We start from the raw sequence: 17,153 nt of genomic DNA on the forward strand, positions 1-17,153 counted from the left end.
CGGGAAAATCCGTACCCGCAAAGAGAAAGCCCGGAAAACCAGCGTTCTCCGGGTCTCTCTAAATTGTTAACGGTAAGAATTCAGGGCGCCGGAGCGGCGACCGCCGGCTGCATTGCCCGCATGGTTGCAGCGACTTCGGCCCGCACCAGAGGCTTGCGGACAACATCACCAACGGCAAAACGCAACACCTCGTCGGCAAAGACCCGCATGTTGAGGACCGCCTTGTCGAGATTGCTCGTGCGGTCGGCGGCAATCGAATAGAGCGTGCCGCCCGTTTCGAACATGTCGCGGAACGCGGCACGCTCGATAACCGGTGTGCCGATGACCGGGATTTTCGCCCCGTCGAGCACAGCCTTTACACTGCGTAGCGCGCGGGTGGTCACGAGCGGGTTGACGCGTGACAGCACGACGGCGCGATTGATCGGCTTGTGCGAATTGGCGCTGACGAGATCGATGAGTTCCAGCACATGCGCGGCCCCGCGGCTGTCCATGGCGCAGCCCTGCACCGGCACCAGAACGAGATCGGAAAGCCCGGCGGCGAAGGCGACGAGCGCATCACGCGCGCCCGAGAGGTCGATGACGATATGCTCGTGTGTGGCGCGCAGCGCCTTGAGGTAACCGGCGAGATTGGAAACGGCGACGGTATCGACCAACGTCAGCCCTTCGCCAAGCCGCGCCGTCCGCGCCCAGCTGGCCGCCAATTTCAGGTCGTCGCAATCGAGAAGGGCTGTGCGCGCGCCGCGCGCGACGAATTCCGTCGCCAGCAGGACCGCTGCCGTGGTCTTGCCCGAACCGCCCTTGGCGTTCGCTACCGATATGACCGCCATTCCACTACCGCCGCCTCAGACCGTCTGGCTGCACCGGGAGCGGGCAAATCATGACAGTCGCATGACATTCTGATGACAGGCATCATGCGACGCAATTGGTAACCATAGTCATAAAGAAACGGGGCGGCGATCGATTGACCGCCGCCCCGATGATGATCGCGTCGGTACGCTCAGATGCACTCGACGAAGAGGCGCTTGGCCGCGTCGAGCGTCAGCTCCACCGGGTTGCCGCCGGCCGTCGGGTCGACGATGGCCATGGCCGACATTTCATCGATGCGATCGGTGCCCACGCCAAGCGCCGAGAGCTTGTCCGGCACGCCGAGTTCCTCGCGCAGGCGCAGCACATAGTCGAAGAAGCCATCGAACCCGCCGGCAATGCCGAGATAGGCGGCAGCGCTGGTGATCTTGGCTTCGATGGCCGGGCGGTTGAAGGTCAGCACCGGCGGCATCACGACGGCATTGGTCATGCCGTGATGCGTATTGTAGATCGCGCCGACCGGGTGCGACAGAGAGTGGATCGCGCCGAGACCCTTCTGGAAGGCGACGGCGCCCATGGCGGCCGCCGACATCATATGGGCGCGGGCCTCGATATCGGTCCCGTCCTTGTAGGCGCGCGGCAGGTATTCCTTGACGAGGCGCATGCCCTCCAGCGCGATGCCCTGGCTCATCGGATGGTAGAACGGCGAGCAATAGGCTTCGAGGCAATGAGCAAACGCGTCCATGCCAGTGCCCGCAGTGATGACCTTCGGCATGCCAACAGTCAGTTCCGGGTCGCAGATCGTCACCGAAGGCAGGAACTTCGGATGGAAGATCACCTTCTTGGTGTGCGTCTCGGAATTGGTGATGACCGAGGCGCGACCGACTTCCGAGCCGGTGCCGGCCGTGGTCGGCACGGCGACGATCGGCGCGATGCCATCGGGATTGGCGCGGGTCCACCAGTCGCCGATATCCTCGAAGTCCCAGACGGGGCGCGTCTGGCCGGACATGAAGGCGATGGCCTTGCCGAGATCGAGGCCCGAGCCGCCGCCGAAGGCGACGACGCCGTCATGGCCGCCGTCCTTGAAGGCCTTGACGCCGGCTTCGAGGTTCTTGTCGTTCGGGTTCGGATCGACTTCGGCGAACATCGCCCGGCCGAGGCCGGCGGCTTCGAGAATGTCGAGCGCGTTCTTGGTGATCGGCATGGTGGAGAGGCCGCGGTCGGTGACCAGCAGCGGCTTCTTCATGCCGACGGCCTTGCAGTGATCGGCGAGTTCGGCGATGCGCCCTGCCCCGAACTTGATGGCTGTCGGGTAGCTCCAGTTGGCGGTGATGGACATTATGCTTTCCTGAAGTGGTAGGATTTCGGACGGGTGAGGTTGTGGAAGCCGATGACGGAGAGCGAACCGCCGCGGCCCGTTTCCTTGACGCCGGTCCAGCAGAGTGCCGGGTCGAGATAGTCGGCGCGATTCTGGAACACGGTGCCGGTCTCCAGATCGCGGGCGATCGTTGCGGCGCGGTCGCTGTCCTTCGTCCAGAGCGAGACGGTGAGGCCGTATTTGCAGTCGTTCATCAAAGCGAGCGCTTCGGCGTCGTTCTTCACCTTCATGATGCCGACAGCCGGACCAAACGTCTCTTCCTTCATGAATTCCATGGAGTGATCGACATCGACGAGGATCTGCGGGGCGACATAGGCGCCGCCGTCATCGGCCGGGAACAGCTTGGGATCGACCAGCGCCTTGGCGCCCTTCGAGACGGCATCCGCGATCTGCGCACGAACGGTCGCGGCGAAACGCTTGTGCGCCATCGGGCCGAGCGATGTCTCGGGGTCGAGCGGATTGCCGAGCTTGTAGTTGGAGACCCAGGCGACCGACTTCTCGACGAATTCGTCGTAGAGGTTCTCGTTGACATAGATGCGCTCGATACCGCAGCAGCACTGACCCGAATTGTAGGTCGCGCCATCCATCAGCGTGTCGACGGCCGCATCGAGGTCGGCGTCTTCCATGACGTAACCCGGATCCTTGCCGCCAAGCTCGAGGCCGACGGGCGTGAAGGTGCCGGCCGCGGCGCGCTCGATGGCGCGGCCGCCTTCGACCGAACCGGTGAAATTGACGAAATCGAAGGCGTTGTCGGCGATCAGCGCCGATGTCGTGTCATGGTCGAGGAAGACGTTCTGGAAAACATCTTCCGGCACGCCGGCCTCGTTGAAGGCGCGCACAAGGCGCTCGCCGACGAGCAGCGTCTGGGCGGCATGCTTGATGATGACGACATTGCCGGCCATCAGCGCCGGCGCGATCGTGTTGATCGCGGTCATATAGGGGTAGTTCCAAGGCGCGATGACGAAGACGACGCCATGGGCTTCGCGTTCGATGCGGCGCTCGAACTTGGCGCTGTCCTCGATGACGATCGGCGCCAGCGACGAGCCGGCGATCTCGGCGACGTAGTTGGAACGCTCGTTGAAGCCCTTGAACTCACCGCCGTAACGGACCGGACGGCCCATCTGCCAGGCGATCTCAGGCACGATCTCGTCGGCCATCTCGTTGACGCGGGCAACACCCTTCAGCACGAGCTGGATACGGTCTTCCAGCGGGCGCTTGGCCCAGGCCTTCTGGGCCTTTTTGGCGCGGGCCACGGCGTCCTGAGCGGCCGCCAGCGGCATCGCCTCACGCTCGGCGTAAACCGAGCCATCCACGGGGGATATGCATTTGATCACAGTCATGATCGACTTCCTGTTTCCGATATGAATTTTCGCGCCGGACAATAGCCGATCCAGCCACGCGGCAAATATCCCTGGAGGGTTATGCGCCGGGGCCGGTTCGACCTTGACTGGCTTGAGCCTTACGCTCTCTCGAAGCCGCGCGCCACCTCCCAGTCGGTGATGCGACGATCGTACTCCTCCTGCTCCCATTCGGCAGCGCGGACATAGTGGTCCACGACGTCGTCGCCGAAGGCTTCGCGCAGCATCTTGGAGTCCTTCAGTGCCGCGGAAGCGCCGCGCAACGTCTTCGGGATCTCGCGGATGTCCTTGCCGCCATAGGCGTCACCGACGAAAGGCGCTTCAAGCTCCAGCTTCTCCTCGATGCCGGCAATGCCGGCGGCGATCAGGGCGGCCATGGCGAGATAGGGGTTGAGGTCCGAGCCGCCGACGCGGCATTCGATGCGGATGCCCTTGGTGCCCTCACCGCACAGGCGGTAGCCGGCGGTGCGGTTGTCCTTGCTCCAGACGGCCTTGGTCGGCGCGAAGGTGCCGGCAACGAAGCGCTTGTAGGAATTGATATAGGGCGCGAGGAAATAGGTGATCTCGCTGGCATGGGCGAGCAGGCCCGCGACATAGTTCCGCATTAGGTCGGACATGCCGTATTTGGCGCCCTTGTCGAAGAACTTCGCTTCCTTGCCATCCAGCGTCCAGAGCGACTGGTGGATATGCGAGGACGAACCGGCGGCGGAATAGTTCCACTTGGCGAGGAACGTCACGGACTTGCCGCGCTGCCAGGCGATTTCCTTGGTGGCGTTCTTGATGATCGAATGCCGGTCGGCCATGGCGAGCGCGTCGGCATAACGCACGTTGATCTCCTCCTGGCCGGCCGAGGCCTCGCCCTTGGAGTTTTCGACGGGAATGCAGGCACCCTGCAGGCCGTTGCGCAGCGCGCGCATCACGTCCTCTTCCTTGGTGGTCTGGAAGATGTGGTAGTCCTCGTTGTAGCCCGAGGCCAGGCGCAGATCGCGGTAGCCGCTTTCGCGCGCATCGTCGAAGGACTGGTCGAAGAGGAAGAATTCGAGTTCGCTGGCCATGAAGGCCTTGAGGCCCATGGCCTCCAGGCGCTTGACCTGCTTCTTGAGGATGGCGCGCGGCGAATGCGGCACTTCCTCATGGGTGTGGTGGTCGAGCACGTCGCAAAGCACGAGTGCCGTGCCTTCGAGCCAGGGCAGCTTGCGCAGCGTGGCGAGATCCGGCTTCATCGTATAGTCGCCGTAGCCGGCGGCCCAGCTCGTCGACTTGTAGCCGGAGACGGTTTCCATCTCCATGTCGGTGGCGAGCAGATAGTTACAGCTATGCGTTTCTTCATAGGCGCTTTCGACGAAATATTCCGCCTGGAAGCGCTTGCCCATGAGGCGACCCTGCATGTCGACGAGGCAGGCGAGAACGGTGTCGATGCGGCCCTCGGCAACATCCTTCTTCAGGTCATCGAATGTGTAGGTCATGCTCATGGTCGTTGGTCCCAGCAATGTGCCCGGCGGCTGCCGCGCATCGGTCGGAAATGGAAACGGGGGCCGCAGGCGCGGCCCCCGCGCTATTCGAGTGGATCAGACCTGGCCGACAGCCTTTTCGGCGGCGGCGATCTCGGCCTTGCGGCGAAGGACTTCGTCGCCGATCGGCGGGCCCTTGAAGCGGCGGCTTTCAAGGCCGAACCAGATGATCGCGGTCAGGACGAGGAAGCCCACGGTGATGTAGAGCGCCCAGTCGTTCGGCGGCTGGATGCCGAGGATGAAGATCAGTGCCATGGCGATGATCGACAGGACGGCAAACAGCTTGAAGACGCCTTCACCGAGGTTCCACGGACCCATCTTGTCCCACTTCGAAGTGCCCCAAGCGAAGAGGCCGAGCGCAATCGGGATCGCGAACGAGAAGAACAGGAAGATGACCGTGCACGAGACGACGACGGTATAAACCGGCGTTTCGCCGATCGAGACGAGCGACGAGCCCCAGACGAACAGGACCGAGAGGATCGAACCCGTCCAGATGGCGGCGACCGGCGTGCGGAAGCTCGGGCTGACCTTCGACAGGCCACGCGAGAACGGCAGGCCACCATCACGCGAGAAGGCGAAGATCATGCGCGACACGGAGGTGACGGTCGCAAGGCCGCAGAGCCACTGGGCAATCAGGATGAGGAAGTAGAGGATGTCCTTCAGGACCGGGTTCACCTGCGTGTCCATGGTCCAGAAGAAGACGTTCCAGCCCTGGGCGGCGGCGGCAACCATGCCGTCCGTCGTCGTGCCGTCGGCATTGGTGACCGAGGTCGGGATCATCAGCACGAAGGAGCACAGCATGATGTAGCCGAAGAGCGCCGACCACAGAACGGAAGAGACCATGCCGCGCGGTACTGACGTGGCCGCCTTGACGGTTTCTTCCGAAGTATGTGCCGACGCGTCATAGCCGGTGATCGTGTAGATCGGCAGCAGCAGGCCGAGCAGGAACACCCAGGTCCCCGAGTTTTCAGGCCAGACGTTGCCGCCGGCCTCGCCGGAGAAATTCGAGAAGGTGAAGAGACGACCGATGTCGTAGCTGTCGGCGGCGGCGAGGCAGACGATGGCCAGCAGGATCGACGTAACGAAGATCAGGTAGCCCGAGAAATCCGTGAGCTTTGCGGTGAGGCCGATACCCATATGATTGACGAGCGCCTGGGCACCGGTGATGACAGCCAGGAACAGGATCCGGGTCGTCGTGGTGTCTTCGAGGCCGAAATACGGCGTGCCGAACGAGCCCATGAAGAAATAATAGGTGCCGACATTGATGGCGCCGAGAACCGTGACGAGGCCAAGCAGGTTGAACCAGGCGGTCAGCCAGCCGGTGAAGCGGTTTCCGAGGATCGAACCCCAGTGATAGAGGCCACCGGCCGTCGGATAGGCCGAGCTGATCTGCGCCATGGCGACGGCGAAGACGAGCGAAATGAAGCAGCCGAGCGGCCAACCGATGCCGATCGCGGCGCCCCCCGCGCCCGATGTGGCCTGCGCCAGCGAGTTGATGCCGCCCGAGAGAATGCAAATGATGGAGAAGGATACGGCAAAATTCGAGAACTGGCTCATGCGCCGCTCGAGTTCCTGCGCGTATCCCATGGAATGCAGGACCTGCATATCCTCATGTTTATCGTGATCGGAATAATCTGACATGTTTTTCCCCTGTATCGACTGGTCCCTGGCGGAATTGCCAGGAGCCGCCTGTGTCTGAGGCCCACGAAATGCGTGGGATATGCGCCGCGGCCATGCCGCTCCCCGGGGTCTTTTTCTTGGTTTATGCGGCAGGAAGGCTTTCGTTGAGCAGCCCCGCCAGATAATCGGCCACAACCCCTTGGCCGACTTCGTCTCGTATGAGGTCGTTGCGGACCTCGATCATCACATTGGGCAAGCCGTTGGAAAGACCGTGCTCCCGAAGCGTATGCGTCACCCCGTCCTGCGGGCCGTAAGGCTCGTTGCGACAGACATTGTAGAGGCCGGCCGTGCCAGCGGCGGCCAGCATGCCGTCGGCGACCCGCGTGTCGGCATCGTGCAGAATGCCGATCTCGACCGCGCGCGGCGTGCCGAAATAGACGGGCGTGAAGCTGTGCATGGTGACGATGACGGGCGCCCTGCCCTCGGCAATCCTGCTTTTCACGAGATCGGCGAGCGTATCGCGGAACGGCAGGTAGAGCGCTTCGGTACGGGCATCGCGCGCCGCCTGGTCGAGCCCGGCATTGCCAGGCACGTCGAAGACCTCGCTCTTTTCCGGCATGGCGGCGGGCGATTCCGGCGGGCGGTTGCAATCATAGACGAGACGGGAAAAGCGCTGGAAGACCAGCGTTGCATCAAGGCTCTTCGCCATGCGGCGAGCAACGGCGAGTGCACCCGGATCCCACGCGATATGACTGGCCAGCGCCTCCTCCGAGAGGCCGAGCGTGCCGAGTGATTTGGGCAGAAGGCGCGAGGCGTGCTCGCAGACGAGGATGACCCGACCGCGCGCAGACACGTTCTCAAGGGCGACAGGGTCGCCCTCCTCTCCAGTCAGAATTCCCATAGCCTGATCCCCTCGACCGGCTTTTTTCGTTAATGAAAAGAATTCTTCACAGATTTGCCGCTGTCAACGGGGTTGTGAAAAAATCTCTTCAAAAAAACATTTGACTCGAATTGTGACAGCGCGTTTTATCGTTTGAAACCCCGGCAAAGACTGGGGTGCAGGGGAACAATTTGACGCTCAACCAAGCATCCATGACGGTGTCGGATGTGATCGGTGCGCATTTCGACGCGTTGACACGCGCCGAAAAGCAGCTCGCCGCATCGCTGCTCGACAATTATCCCGTCTCCGGCCTCGGCAGCATCACGACGGTGGCAGAAAACGCCGGCGTGTCGACGCCGACGGTTGCACGCATGGTCCAGAAGCTCGGCTTCCGCGGCTTTCCGGATTTCCAGGCCCGCCTGCACCACGAGCTGGAAGCGACGCTGTCGAGCCCGATCACCAAACACGACCGCTGGGCCGCCAACGCGCCCGGCACGCATATCCTCAACCGCTTCGCCGACGCGATCATGACCAACCTGCGCCAGACGCTGTCGCAGGTGGAAACCGCCGAATTCGACGGTGTCGCCGCCCTTCTCGCCGACCGCCAGCGCAGCATCTACATCATCGGCGGACGCATCACGAAGGCGCTGGCCGACTACCTGTTCACCCATCTCCAGGTCATCCGGCCGAACGTCACCCAGATCGCCTCCAATCCCAGTTCCTGGCCGCATTACGTGCTGAACATGAAGGCCGGCGACGTTCTCGTGATCTTCGACATCAGGCGCTACGAGCAGGAGATGGAGACGCTCGGTCGGGTCGCACGCGAACGCGGCATCGAGATCATCCTGTTCACCGATCAGTGGGCCTCGCCCGTTGCCAAGGCCGCCGCGAAAATCTTTCGCGTTCATATCGAGGTGCCCTCGGCCTGGGACTCGTCCGTCGTGACGCTGTTTATCGTCGAGGCGCTGATCGAAGCCGTCCAGAGCTCGGGCTGGGAGGAAACCAGCGACCGAATGAAGACGCTGGAGGGCCTCTTCGAGGCCAGCCGGCTTTTTCGCAAACCGCGGCCGGAGGTTCCCGGCAAGCCTTGACAGCAATACGAAAAAACCGAAACAAAACTGTCACATAAGCTTCATATGCCCACAGTATCAGCTTCGCCGAAGTTGACTGACACACCAAAGGAGAACACCCGTGATGTCATCTACGAAACGTCTGCTTTCGCTCTCCACCGCGCTCGCGATCGCGCTGCCGTCGCTGGCCTTCGCCGAGCCGAGCGCCGAGCTGATCGAAGCTGCCAAGAAGGAAGGCATGCTGACGACGATCGCTCTGCCGCACGACTGGTGCGGTTACGGTGACGTCATCGCCTCCTTCAAGGCAAAGTATCCGGAAATCCAGGTCAACGAACTGAACCCGGATGCCGGCTCCGCCGACGAAATCGAAGCCATCAAGGCCAACAAGGACAACAAGGGCCCGCAGTCGCCCGACGTGATCGACGTCGGTCTCGCCTTCGGCCCGCAGGCCAAGGCCGAAGGCCTGACCCAGCCCTACAAGGTCTCCACCTGGGACGAAATTCCGGATACCATCAAGGACGCCGACGGCCACTGGTACGGCGACTACTACGGCGTGATGTCCTTCCTCGTGAACAAGGACCTCGTTGCCAATACGCCGAAGGACTGGGCCGACCTCCTGAAGCCGGAATATGCCGGTCAGGTCGCACTCGCCGGTGACCCGCGCGCCTCGAACCAGGCCATCCTCGGCGTTCTCGCCGCCGGCCTCGGCAAGGGTGCGAAGGCTGGCAAGGAAGCCGGTGAAGCTGGCCTCGGCTACTTCGCCGAGCTGAACAAGGCCGGCAACTTCGTTCCGGTCATCGGCAAGTCGGGTACGCTCGCCCAGGGCTCGACCCCGATCGTCGTCGCCTGGGACTACAACGCGCTCGGCTGGGCCAAGACCCTGAACGGCAACCCGCCGACCGAAGTCGTCGTTCCCGCCTCCGGCGTTCTCGCCGGCGTCTACGTTCAGGCGATCTCGGCCTACGCGCCGCACCCGAACGCTGCCAAGCTGTGGATGGAACACCTCTATTCCGACGAAGGTCAGCTCGGCTGGCTGAAGGGCTATTGCCACCCGGCCCGCTTCAACGCCATGGTCAAGGCCGGCAAGGTTCCGCAGGACCTGATCGACGCCCTGCCGCCGGCAGAATCCTATGAAAAGGCCTACTTCCCGACGCTCGAGGAAGTCGACGCCAACAAGGCTGCCGTTACCGCGGAATGGGACAAGGTCGTCGGCGCGAACGTGCAGTAAACAACATCCTTCGTCGCCCCGGCTCGTTGGCCGGGGCGACGATACGGCATGCCAACAAAGGCAACCCGCCAGAGGTTTTCTTAATGTCATCAGACAGTTCAGCCGCAAGACCGCCGGCACGGGAGCCCTTCCGCCTCCCGTTGCATTGGCTTGGCGCGGCGCCGTTCGCGATCTTCGTCCTGCTGTTCCTGATCATGCCCACGATGCGCATCGTCGTCGGGGCGTTCCAGACCCCTGACGGCAGTTTCACCCTGGACAACATCCGGGGCCTCTTCACGACGTCGATCCTCTCGGCCTACTGGATCTCGATCAAGATCTCTATCGCGTCCGCCCTGCTCGGCTGCCTGATCGGCTTCGCGGTCGCCGCCGCCGCGGTGCTTGGCGGCCTGCCGAAATGGATCCGCGGACCTCTCCTGACCTTTTCCGGCGTCGCCTCCAACTTCGCCGGCGTGCCGCTCGCCTTCGCGTTTCTCGCGACGCTCGGCCCGGTCGGCCTGCTCACGGTGTTCCTGAAGACCCAGGTCGGCATCGATCTGCGCGCGCTCGGCTTCAACATCCTGTCCTTCTGGGGCCTGACCGTCACCTACCTGTTCTTCCAGATCCCGCTGATGATCCTCATCATCACGCCGGCCCTCGACGGCCTGAAGCGTGAATGGCGCGAGGCAGCCCAGATCCTCGGCGCGACCAACGCGCAGTACTGGCGCATGGTCGCCTTCCCGATCCTTCTGCCGTCCTTCCTCGGCACGCTGGCGCTGCTTTTCGCCAATGCCTTCGGCGCCGTCGCCACCGCAATCGCGCTTACCGGTTCCTCGCTCAACATCGTGCCGATCCTGCTCTTCGCGCAGATCCGCGGCGACGTGCTTGGCAATCCGCATCTCGGCTACGCGCTCGCCTTCGGCATGATCGTTGTCACCGGTATCGCGAACACGATCTACATCTGGCTGCGCGCCCGCAGCGAAAGGTGGCTGAAATGAAGAAGTTCTGGGCCTGGGGCGCCCTCATTTTCGGGCTGCTCTATTTCATCCTGCCGCTCGTCGGCATGACCAACTTCTCCCTGAAGATGCGCCGCGGCGTCTATTCGCTGGATGCCTATGCCGTCGTGCTCGGCGATCCGCGCTTCCAGGAGACGTTCACCTACTCGATCCTGATGGCCCTCTCGACCATCGTCTTCGGCGTTCTGCTCGTCGTGCCCACGGCCTATTGGGTACGGCTGAAGCTGCCGGGTCTGCGCCCCTATATCGAATTCATCACGCTGTTGCCGCTGGTCATCCCGGCCATCGTTATCGTCTTCGGCTACATCCGGCTCTATAACACCTCGAGCTGGCTGCCGCTGACCGGCACGACCACGGGCACCAATATCCTGCTGATGTTCGGCTATTCGACGCTGGCGCTGCCGTACATGTATCGCTCCGTCGATACCGGTCTTCGCTCGATCGATATCGCGACGCTGACCGAAGCCGCCCAAAGTCTCGGTGCCGGCTGGACGACGATCCTCGCCAAGATCATCCTGCCCAACGTGCTCGTCGCGGTTCTCTCCGGCGCCTTCCTGACCTTCGCCATCGTCATCGGCGAGTTCACCATGGCGGCCCTGCTCAACCGCCCGGCCTTCGGCCCGTACATGCAGCTGCTCGGCGCCAACCGCGCCTATGAGCCGGCGGCACTCGCGGTCATGTCCTTCGCCTTGACCTGGGGTTGCCTCGGCCTGATCCAGCTTGTTTCCCGTTTCCAGAAGGGCGCGCAAAGCCCCGCCTAAGGACCTTTCATGAGCTTCCTCAACCTCACCAGCATCCAGAAGTCCTTCGGCCCTGTGCAGGTCGTGAAAGACTTCAACATGGCCATCGAGAAGGGCGAATTCGTTTCCTTCCTCGGGCCTTCAGGCTGCGGCAAGACCACGGTCCTGCGCATGATTGCCGGTTTCGAGACGCCGTCCGGCGGCACGATCTCCATCAACGGCAAGAGCCAGGCGAACCTGCGCCCCAACCAGCGCAATATCGGCATGGTGTTCCAGGCCTATGCGCTGTTCCCCAACATGAACGTCGCCGAAAACGTCGCCTTCGGCCTCAAGGTCGCCGGCCGCCCGAAGGCCGAGATCGATCAGCGCGTCAAGGAAATGCTCGGCCTCATCAAGCTCGACCATCTCGCCGATCGCTATCCCTACCAGATGTCCGGTGGCCAGCAGCAGCGCGTGGCGCTTGCCCGGGCGCTTGCCCCCAAGCCGCAGGTCCTGCTTCTCGATGAACCGCTCTCGGCGCTCGACGCCAAGATCCGCGTGTCGCTGCGCGAGGAAATCCGCATGATCCAGCAGCAGCTCGGCATCACCACGGTCTTCGTGACGCATGACCAGGAAGAGGCGCTGTCGATCTCCGACCGCATCGTCGTCATGAACGCCGGCAAGGCCGACCAGATCGGCGCCCCGGCCGAAATCTACAACCGCCCGGCCACCCGCTTCGTCGCAAACTTCGTCGGTACGCTGAACCTCATCGAGGCCAAGGTCGTCGATCCCGCCTCGAACCGCGTCTCGATCGGCGACCAAGGGGTGACGCTGCGCGAGCCGCTCGGCAACGTGAAGGCCGGCGACACGATCTCGCTGGCGTTGCGCCCGGAAGCCGGATCGATTGCCGCCGACGCCAAGGGCGATACCGCGCTGACCGGCGAGGTAATCTCCTCCAACTTTCTCGGTTCGGTCATCCGCACCCGCATGAAGGTCGGCACCGCGGTCATCTCCTTCGACATGTTCAACAGCCCCGGCCTCGTGCCGCCGGCCGTCGGCGAGACCGCGACGCTGCGCTTCACCGCAACGGACCTCCTGATCATCCGCGACTAAACATTTTCCAAGTCTTTCCCGAGACTTGGAAAAATCTGTCGTGAATTGCCGTTTTTGCGTCGCCCGCGGATTTGATCCGCGGGCGATTGCTCGTTAATCTTCCATCGTTCTCAGGGCGGGGTGAAACTCCCCACCGGCGGTATCCGGAGCGATCCGGGAGCCCGCAAGCGCCTTTCGCGAATGGAAGGGTCAGCAGATCCGGTGCGATGCCGGGGCCGACGGTTACAGTCCGGATGGAAGAGAGCAAGCAGGAGAACCGCCGTCTCAGGCGGAGCGACTGCGTGTTCGCCCAAGGGGACCGTTGAAAAATGGCTCAACCCTTGAAAGGCCTTATACATGAATGCGAATGCCACCCCCTCCTCCCGGATCGCCGTCCTCCGTGCCCGCTGGCACGCCGGCATCGTCGACCAGGCGGTAGACTCCTTCGTCGCCGAATGGGCAGCGCTTGGCGGCCGCGCGGAAGACGTCGACGTGATCGACGTTCCCGGCGCGCTTGAAATCCCGCTGCATGCGCAGCTTCTCGCCCGGACCGGGCAGTATTCCGCCATCCTCGGCGTCGCCCTCGTGGTCGACGGCGGCATCTACCGCCACGACTTCGTCGCCGGCACCGTCGTCGATGCCATCGTGCGCGTCGGCCTCGACACCAACGTGCCGGTGCTCTCGGCCGTGCTGACCCCGCACAATTTTCAGGAATCGGAAGCGCACATCGCCTTCTTCCGCGACCATTTTGTCATCAAGGGCAAGGAAGCCGCCCACGCCGCGCGCCAGATCATCGACGCCCGCGCCCAGGTGGCGCTGGCCACGGTCGCTTGAATCGGCGCGTGAACGGCTGGATTCGATCTGCTAAGGTTGGATGGCAAGCCATTGAAAAATATCAAAGAGCTCGGCAGTAATGCCGGGCTTTTTTGTTGCATGGATCAGTGCCTGTCACTGACGCGCCCGCAAGCATGGCACCGTTTTCCGAAGCACGACCTCTCCTCCGTCATCCTCGGGCTTGACCCGAGGATCCATACGGCAAGCACAGCGCTTGTGAGGTGGATCCTCGGGTCAAGCCCGAGGATGACGGAGGAGAGGTAATCGTCAGAGCATCCAATTGGGAATATCCTATTGGGGCCGCCCACTCCTCCCGCGCCTAGCGGCTGCGACTGCTCTACCCCTGAATATTCTTCAGATAGATCGACAGCAGCTGGATCTGCGAGGAGATACCGAGCTTACGGTAGACGTTGCGGCGATGGACCTTCACCGTGCCGGTGGAGATGTCGAGCTTAAGGCCGATCGATTCCGAAGAATGGCCCTGCAGCACCAGCTCAATGATCGAAGCCTCGCGGTCGGTGAGGTTGAGCTTGCGCCACACCTTGTCAGCCTCGCTGACTGGCTCGCTGCGCCGGCCGCGCCCTTGTCCGGTCTCAGCGAAACGCCGCGCGAGATCGCTCCAGGCCTGCCGCACGAAGGCGGCGACGAAGGGTTCGGCGTCGTTGAGTAGCACGAATTCTTGTGCGGGGAAGATACCGGTCTTTTCGCGACGCATCAGGGACATCACCACCGTAACCCCATCCGCCACCGGCACGAAGAAGCCGAGTTCTTCCGCAAGACGGGTCTGCGAATAGTAGGTGCGATAATATTCGCTCGAGAAGAAGCGGTCGGGCGCGAGCTCGCGCATGCGGAAAACGCCGGAGCGGCCGGCACGGGTGGTATGGAAGAACGGATCGAGCAGGTAGGGGCCGGCCTGGTAGAGCGTCACGAAGATATTGTGATCTTCGGCCTCGAAGGTGCTGAAGAGGTCGATCGGCCGCGCCTTGTCGCGATAGGCGAAAATAACGATGTCGTCGAAACGCACCAGCGCGTGCATCATGGCAAGCAGGGTTTCGCCCGTTTGGCGGTCGGACTGCTCCGAACCGCTGGTCCAATCGGCAAGTGCCCGGAAAAATGCCGTGAAATCGACCCGCATGGCGTTTTCGCTCCCCGATTTGCCCGCAGGAGGCGTTGACCGCCACCAACGAGATATACTCCTCCCACAGCCAATTTACGGATAAAATACCTCTCTCGGGGTATATACCAACCCGCCAGCACATGACTAGCTTTGGCAAGACGGTGGCCAAGGCGACACAGAGCGCCCAGAGACCAACAACCGCAGGGAACAGACGTGATATCCGCCCCAACGAACGACATCGAGTTCCGTTCGGTGACCAAGCGCTATGGCGCGGTGACCGCGGTCTCCGACATCAATCTCACGGTGCCGAAAGGTGCCTTCGTTGCCCTGCTCGGCCCTTCCGGCTGCGGCAAGACGACATGCCTCAGGATGATCGGCGGCTTCGAGCAGCCGAGCGAGGGCGAAGTGCTGATCGCAGGCAAGGTCGCCAATGGCGTGCCGGCCTATCGCCGCCCGGTCAACATGGTCTTCCAGCAATACGCACTCTTCCCGCATTTCGACGTGGAGAAGAACGTCGCCTATGGCTTGAAGCAGCTGCGGCCGAAATTGCCGGTGGCAGAGATATCCCGCCGGGTCGGCGAAGCCTTGGAAATGGTGCGCCTGTCGGGCTTCGCCAAGCGGCGCATCCATGAAATGTCCGGCGGCCAGCAGCAGCGCGTGGCGCTTGCCCGCGCGCTGGTCAACAAGCCCTCCGTGCTCTTGCTCGACGAGCCGCTCGCCGCCCTCGACAAGAAGCTGCGCACCGCCATGCAGATCGAGTTGCAGACCCTGCAACGCGATCTCGGCATCACCTTCGTGCTCGTCACGCACGACCAGGAAGAGGCGCTGTCGATGAGCGACCTCGTCTGCGTGATGAGCGCCGGCCGCATTCGCCAGCTCGCCACCCCGCAGGAGGTCTACGACCGCCCGGCCGATCTCTTCGTCGCCGATTTCGTCGGCAAGACCAATCGCTTCGATGGTACCTTGGAGGCCGGCGGCACCGTCAGGCTCGGCAACGGCGCGGCGCTCCCCGTGTCTCGCAAGGATCTCGCCCCCGGCGCCGTCACCGTGGCGCTGCGCCCCGAAGCGATCCGCCTGTCGCGCGGAACGGGCAATGCCGCGACGCTGGAAGGCACCGTCACGCACCGCATCTTCCTTGGCTCCGCCGCCGAATATTCCATCGCCATCGACGGCTTGGGCGACATGCTCGTCACCGCCGAACGCCAGACACAAAACGACCTCGTCGCGCCGGGCGAGCGGGTCGCAATAAGCTTCGATCCCGGTACAGCGCATATCTTTCCGGCCTGAAGGGAAACAGGCTCGTCACAACAACAAGGGAACAGTGTGATGTCGAAATGGTTCAGAGAGAATGCCCCGATCAGCGCCCGTGAGTTAACGGACGAATTCATGCGGCTGAAACGTGGCTCGGTCAGCCGCCGCCACTTCCTCGGCATTACCGGCCTCGGCCTTGCCGCAGCCGTTCTTGCCCGCCAGCCCGGCTTCCTCGCCTCGCCGGCCTATGCCGAAGACCTGGGCTCCACCATGTCGCTGGCGACTTGGCCGAACTACCACGATCCGGCGACCTTCGAAGCCTTCACGGCCGCCACGGGCGTTGCCGTCGAAGTCAATGTCTTCGGCTCGAACGAGGAAATGCTGGCCAAGCTCCAGGCCGGCGGTACCGGCTGGGACCTGTTTGTGCCGACGAACTACACAATCTCGACCTATGCCGGCCTCGACCTGATCGAACCGCTTGATCTCGCCAAGGTGCCGAATTTCGATCCCAAGACGCAGAACACCCGCTTCACCAACGAGGGTACGGTCGACGGCAAGGTGTTTGCCCTGCCGAAGAACTGGGGCACGACGGGCATCGCCTTCAACTCCGACAAGGTAAAATCGAAGGTCACGAGCTGGAAGGACTTCTTCGAGGTCGCACAGGGCGAGGCAACCGGTCGCGCCATGGTGCACGACTACCAGCTCACCACCATCGGCAACGCGCTGGTCTCGCTCGGCTTCTCGTTCAATTCCATCAAGCCGGAAGAGCTCGCCAAGGCCGAGGAGCTGCTGATCAAGGTCAAGCCGCATCTCTATGCGATCAACAGCGACTACCAGCCCTCGATGCGTGCCACCGATGCGTGGATGACCATGTGCTGGACCAATGACGGCGCACAGCTCAACCGCGACATCCCGGAAATCCAGTTCGTGCTCGGCACCGATGGCGGCGAGATCTGGTCGGATTTCTACGCGATCCCGAAGAGCGCAGCCAACAAACCGGCTGGCTATGCACTGCTCAACTTCCTGATGGATCCGGCAAATGCCGTGAAGGAGCATATCGCCAACGGCGCACCCACGACCGACAGCCGCGTTCTCGCGCTGCTGCCGGCAGAAGTCACCGGCAACAAGATCGTCTATCCGGACGAAGCAGCGCTGACCCCGCTCGAATTCGGCGCCGCCGTGACCCTGACGGATCCGGCACGCGCCGAGCTGATGGCACGCTTCAAGTCGGCTTAAAGCCCAAACGGCCCCCGACCGCCGCTCCGCAAGGGGCGGCTGCGCGGACCGGGACGGGGGCCG

Annotated in this window: 15 protein-coding genes and 1 riboswitch; of the genes, 8 read left to right on the top strand and 7 right to left on the bottom strand. The window is 62.9% G+C overall.

Annotated elements, in window-relative coordinates:
- Window positions 1-80: 80 nt before the first annotated feature.
- The 6 genes from MUU55_RS03910 to MUU55_RS03935 all read right to left on the bottom strand — a co-directional run bounded on the left by MUU55_RS03910 (window position 81) and on the right by MUU55_RS03935 (window position 7,572).
- On the bottom strand, window positions 81-827 hold the full coding sequence (locus MUU55_RS03910; protein ID WP_244759440.1) for a ParA family protein: 747 nt from the start codon (window positions 825-827) through the stop codon (window positions 81-83).
- A gap of 170 nt (window positions 828-997) precedes the next feature.
- The gene (locus MUU55_RS03915) at window positions 998-2,143 is read right to left on the bottom strand and encodes an iron-containing alcohol dehydrogenase (RefSeq protein WP_244759441.1); all 1,146 of its coding nucleotides are present in this window, start codon (window positions 2,141-2,143) and stop codon (window positions 998-1,000) included.
- On the bottom strand, window positions 2,143-3,522 hold the full coding sequence (locus MUU55_RS03920) for an aldehyde dehydrogenase family protein (RefSeq protein ID WP_244759442.1): 1,380 nt from the start codon (window positions 3,520-3,522) through the stop codon (window positions 2,143-2,145). The genes MUU55_RS03915 and MUU55_RS03920 overlap by 1 nt, the downstream gene beginning before the upstream one ends.
- A gap of 119 nt (window positions 3,523-3,641) precedes the next feature.
- Window positions 3,642-5,006 carry a glutamine synthetase family protein gene (locus MUU55_RS03925; RefSeq protein ID WP_244759865.1) on the bottom strand — a complete coding sequence of 455 codons (1,365 nt, stop codon included), beginning with the start codon at window positions 5,004-5,006 and terminating at the stop codon, window positions 3,642-3,644.
- A 102-nt stretch (window positions 5,007-5,108) separates the two neighbouring features.
- On the bottom strand, window positions 5,109-6,692 hold the full coding sequence (locus MUU55_RS03930; RefSeq protein WP_244759443.1) for an amino acid permease: 1,584 nt from the start codon (window positions 6,690-6,692) through the stop codon (window positions 5,109-5,111).
- Between the two features lie 121 nt (window positions 6,693-6,813).
- Complete coding sequence (locus MUU55_RS03935; protein ID WP_244759444.1) at window positions 6,814-7,572, bottom strand: N-formylglutamate amidohydrolase; 759 nt, start codon at window positions 7,570-7,572, stop codon at window positions 6,814-6,816.
- A 191-nt stretch (window positions 7,573-7,763) separates the two neighbouring features.
- Between MUU55_RS03935 and MUU55_RS03940 the strand changes: the two genes are divergently transcribed.
- The 6 genes from MUU55_RS03940 to MUU55_RS03965 all read left to right on the top strand — a co-directional run bounded on the left by MUU55_RS03940 (window position 7,764) and on the right by MUU55_RS03965 (window position 13,486).
- A complete protein-coding gene (locus MUU55_RS03940) occupies window positions 7,764-8,642 on the top strand; it encodes a MurR/RpiR family transcriptional regulator (RefSeq protein WP_425314147.1) in 879 nt (292 codons plus the stop codon).
- Between the two features lie 103 nt (window positions 8,643-8,745).
- Window positions 8,746-9,849: an ABC transporter substrate-binding protein gene (locus tag MUU55_RS03945; protein WP_280518840.1), complete on the top strand. Its 1,104-nt coding sequence runs from the start codon at window positions 8,746-8,748 to the stop codon at window positions 9,847-9,849.
- Window positions 9,850-9,932: 83 nt separating this feature from the next.
- On the top strand, window positions 9,933-10,823 hold the full coding sequence (locus tag MUU55_RS03950) for an ABC transporter permease (protein WP_244759447.1): 891 nt from the start codon (window positions 9,933-9,935) through the stop codon (window positions 10,821-10,823).
- Window positions 10,820-11,602, top strand: coding sequence for an ABC transporter permease (locus tag MUU55_RS03955; RefSeq protein ID WP_244759448.1), 783 nt, complete (start codon window positions 10,820-10,822; stop codon window positions 11,600-11,602). Before MUU55_RS03950 ends, MUU55_RS03955 begins: the two co-directional genes overlap by 4 nt.
- A gap of 9 nt (window positions 11,603-11,611) precedes the next feature.
- On the top strand, window positions 11,612-12,673 hold the full coding sequence (locus MUU55_RS03960) for an ABC transporter ATP-binding protein (protein WP_244759449.1): 1,062 nt from the start codon (window positions 11,612-11,614) through the stop codon (window positions 12,671-12,673).
- Window positions 12,674-12,775: 102 nt separating this feature from the next.
- Window positions 12,776-12,922: riboswitch (FMN riboswitch) on the top strand.
- An 87-nt stretch (window positions 12,923-13,009) separates the two neighbouring features.
- A complete protein-coding gene (locus tag MUU55_RS03965; RefSeq protein WP_244759450.1) occupies window positions 13,010-13,486 on the top strand; it encodes a 6,7-dimethyl-8-ribityllumazine synthase in 477 nt (158 codons plus the stop codon).
- Window positions 13,487-13,823: 337 nt separating this feature from the next.
- Here MUU55_RS03965 and MUU55_RS03970 read toward each other — a convergent pair whose 3' ends face one another.
- A complete protein-coding gene (locus MUU55_RS03970; protein WP_244759451.1) occupies window positions 13,824-14,621 on the bottom strand; it encodes a helix-turn-helix transcriptional regulator in 798 nt (265 codons plus the stop codon).
- A gap of 195 nt (window positions 14,622-14,816) precedes the next feature.
- On the opposite strand from MUU55_RS03970, the gene MUU55_RS03975 reads away from it, so the two are divergent.
- Together MUU55_RS03975 and MUU55_RS03980 are read left to right on the top strand one after the other, a co-directional pair.
- Window positions 14,817-15,890 (top strand): ABC transporter ATP-binding protein, encoded by a 1,074-nt coding sequence (locus MUU55_RS03975; protein ID WP_244759452.1) that lies wholly within the window; start codon window positions 14,817-14,819, stop codon window positions 15,888-15,890.
- Window positions 15,891-15,929: 39 nt separating this feature from the next.
- Window positions 15,930-17,090 (top strand): polyamine ABC transporter substrate-binding protein, encoded by a 1,161-nt coding sequence (locus tag MUU55_RS03980; RefSeq protein ID WP_244759453.1) that lies wholly within the window; start codon window positions 15,930-15,932, stop codon window positions 17,088-17,090.
- The last annotated feature ends 63 nt before the right edge of the window (window positions 17,091-17,153 follow it).

Source organism: Shinella curvata (assembly GCF_022899935.1).
In the GTDB taxonomy this organism is placed as follows: domain Bacteria; phylum Pseudomonadota; class Alphaproteobacteria; order Rhizobiales; family Rhizobiaceae; genus Shinella; species Shinella curvata.